Source organism: Methylobacterium sp. WL116 (assembly GCF_008039455.1).
Lineage (GTDB): Bacteria > Pseudomonadota > Alphaproteobacteria > Rhizobiales > Beijerinckiaceae > Methylobacterium.
Genome location: NZ_VRUV01000515.1, coordinates 1 through 3,250 on the forward strand (window position 1 = coordinate 1; position 3,250 = coordinate 3,250).

Here is a 3,250-nt window from a genome sequence, read left to right on the forward strand (position 1 = left end):
GCCGTGGCGCAGGCGGACGACACCGTCCGGCTCGTCGACGCCCTCAGCCGGGCGGCCGGGCGGATCGGCGACGTCGTCGGCCTGATCGCCGACATCGCCGGCCAGACCAACCTGCTCGCGCTCAACGCCACCATCGAGGCGGCGCGCGCCGGCGAGGCCGGCCGCGGCTTCGCGGTGGTGGCCTCCGAGGTCAAGGCGCTCGCCGCCCAGACCGGCCGGGCGACGGAGGAGATCGCGGGCCAGGTCACGCAGATCCAGGGCGCGACCGGCCAGGCGGTGGAGGCGATCGCCGCGATCACCCGCCGCATCCGCGACATCGACGCGATGGCGACGACGATCGCGGCGGCGGTGGAGGAGCAGGGCGCGGCGACCCGGGAGATCGTGCGCAACGTCGGCCAGGCGGCGACGGGGACCGGCGCGGTGACGAGCACCATCGCCGGCGTGGCGAGCGCGGCCGAGGAGACCGGCGCCGCCGCCGCCCAGGTCCTGACCTCGGCCGGTGCGCTGTCGCGCCAATCCGGGCACCTGGGCGCGGAGGTCGACCGCTTCCTCGCCACGGTGCGCGCCGCCTGACGGCGTCAGGCCTTGCGTGACGGGCCGGCTACTCGTCCGGGTGCACCGCCGGCGACAGGTCGATCGGCAGGCGCGGGCCCTTCAGCTCGGCATCGCTCGGCAGCGCGCGCGCGTCCCAGCCGCCGCCGAGCGCCCGGATCAGGCCGACGGCGGTGGTGAAGCGGGCGAGCCGCACCTGCAGCGCCGCGACCTCGTTGTTGAGCTGCAGCGCCTGGGCGGTGACGACGGTGGTGAAGTTCTGGGTGCCGGCGCGGTACTCGTTCAGGGTGATCTCGACGGCGCGGCGGGCCAGCGTCACGGCCTCGTCCTGCGCCACCTGCTGGCGGGCGAGGATGCGCACGCCGACGAGGCCGTTCTCCACGTCGGCGAAGGCGGCGAGCACGGTCTGGCGGTAGTTCGCCACCGCCGCGTCGTAGGCCGCCCGCGCGGCGGTGATCGCGGCCGAGCGCGCGCCGCCGTCGAACAGCACCTCGCTGCCGGCCGCCGACACCGCCCAGACCTGGTTGGCGGCCGAGAGCAGGCCGTTGCTGGTGAGCCCCGAGATCCCGCCCGAGGCCGAGAGCGTCACGGTCGGATAGAGCGCGGCCACCGCGACGCCGATCTGCTCGCTCTGCGCCTGGACGGTGCGCTCGGCCTGGGCCACGTCCGGGCGGCGCTCGAGCAGGGCGGCGGGGATGCCGACCGGCACCGCGGGCGGCACCAGCGCCAGCGGCGCCACCGGCAGCGACAGCTCCGAGGGCGGGCGGCCGACGAGCGTGGCGATCGCGTTCTCGAACTGGGCGCGGGTGAGGGTCGCGGCGATCGCCGAGGCCTGGGTGGTCTGCACCTGCGTCTGCGCGGTGATCACGTCCGAGCGCGCGGCGACGCCGGCATTGTACTGGTTCTCGGTGATCGCCACCGTGCGCTTGAAGTTCTCGACGTTGGCGTTGAGCACCCGCACCAGCGAATCGGCGTAGCGCAGCGACAGGTAGTTGTTGGCCACCTCGGCCTGGATGGTCAGGCGCGTCAGCGCCAGCGTCGCGGCGTCGGCCTGGGCCAGGGCCGCTTCGGTCTCGATGGTCCGGCGGATGCGGCCGAACAGGTCGAGCTCCCAGCTCGCCTGCCCCTGGATCGACACGGAGGTGCGCTCGGAGCCCAGCGTGCGCGAGCGGGTGATGCTCGGGGCGCCGATGACCGTCGGGTAGAGCGCGGCCTGGGCCGACTCGACGATCGCCCGCGCCTGCCGGTAGTTCGCCACGGATTGGCGCAGGCTCTGGTTGTCGACGTCGACGAGGCGGATCAGCCGGTCGAGCGCCGGGTCCTTGAACACCCGCCACCAGTCGCCGCGCTCGGCCGCGTCGTTGGGGAGGCCGGGGCGCCAGTTCTTCCGCGACGCGACGAAGGCGACCGAATCCTCGCGGGCGCCGCCCTGCTTGAACGCCAGCGGCGTCTCGACGGACGGGCGCGCGTAGTCTGGGCCGACGACGCAGGCCGACAGGGCGGTGGTGAGGGCGACGAGACCGCCCGTCCTCAGGACATGGCGCCAAGCTGGGTGCGCATCCCCTCTCCCCGCACGCGGGGAGAGGGCCGCATGCACCGCGTCGTGCATGCGGCGAGCGGAAGCGAAGGTGAGGGGGCCGGGCAGGACGAGGCGCATCCGGATACGCCCCCTCACCGTCGGCTGCCGCCTCGCCGCGCCGACGACGAGGTCGTCGCGGCCCTCTCCCCGCGCGCGGGGAGAGGGGGGTGCGCCGACCCCGTCCTGCATCGATCGGAACCGCATCATTCCCCCGCCGGCAGGGCCGCCGCGCCGCCGCGGCGGCGGGCGTTCACCCGGTGCCGGAGGCGGTCGAGGCAGAGGTAGACGACGGGGGTGGTGTACAGGGTCAGGATCTGGCTCACGATCAGGCCGCCGGCGATGGCGATGCCGAGCGGGCGGCGGAGCTCGGAGCCCTCGCCGCCGCCGAAGATCAGCGGCGCCGCGCCGAGCAGCGCCGCCAGCGTTGTCATCATGATCGGCCGGAAGCGCAAGAGGCAGGCCTCGAAGATCGCGTCGCGGGGGCTGGCGCCGCGCGTCCGCTCCGCGTCGAGGGCGAAGTCGATCATCATGATGGCGTTCTTCTTGACGATGCCGATCAGCAGGAACACCGCGATCAGCGCGACGATCGTGAACTCGGTGCCGGTCACCAGCAGCGCCAGCAGCGCGCCGATGCCCGCCGACGGCAGCGTCGAGAGGATCGTGACCGGGTGCACGAAGCTCTCGTACAGGATCCCGAGGATGGCGTAGACGGCCAGGATCGCGGCCAGGATCAGCAGCGGCTGGCGCGAGGCCGAGGCGACGTAGTTCTTGGCCGCGCCCGCATACTCGCCGTGGATGGTGGCCGGCAGGCGCAGCTCCGCCATCGCCTTGTCGATCGCGACGGTGGCGTCCGACAGGCTCTTGCCGGGGCTGAGGTTGAACGAGATCGTGGTCGCCACGAACAGGCCCTGGTGGCTCACCTGCACCGGGGCGTTGCCGGTCTCGACCCGGGTGAAGGCCGAGAGCGGCACCATGGTCTCGACCGCGGACGAGACCGGCGCGCTCGAGGAGGCGCTGCCCTTCGAGGCGGCGATGGCGTTGGCGGCCGCGTTCCGGGCCGAATCCGACGCGACCGCGGCGGCGTTGGTGCTGGCGTCGGCCGCGGCGGTGGTCGAGGGG

The 3,250-nt window shown here is 74.1% G+C and carries 3 protein-coding genes; 1 reads left to right on the forward strand and 2 read right to left on the reverse strand.

The annotated features are described in order from the left end of the window. Positions 1-573 (forward strand): methyl-accepting chemotaxis protein (locus tag FV223_RS23775; protein WP_246689778.1); only part of this gene is annotated, 573 nt, incomplete at its 5' end. Positions 574-601: 28 nt separating this feature from the next. On the opposite strand, the gene FV223_RS23780 is transcribed toward FV223_RS23775, so the two are convergent. Together FV223_RS23780 and FV223_RS23790 are read right to left on the reverse strand one after the other, a co-directional pair. Beyond that, the gene (locus FV223_RS23780) at positions 602-2,320 is read right to left on the reverse strand and encodes an efflux transporter outer membrane subunit (protein ID WP_246687952.1); all 1,719 of its coding nucleotides are present in this window, start codon (positions 2,318-2,320) and stop codon (positions 602-604) included. A gap of 14 nt (positions 2,321-2,334) precedes the next feature. After that, positions 2,335-3,250 (reverse strand): efflux RND transporter permease subunit (locus FV223_RS23790; protein WP_187276230.1); only part of this gene is annotated, 916 nt, incomplete at its 5' end.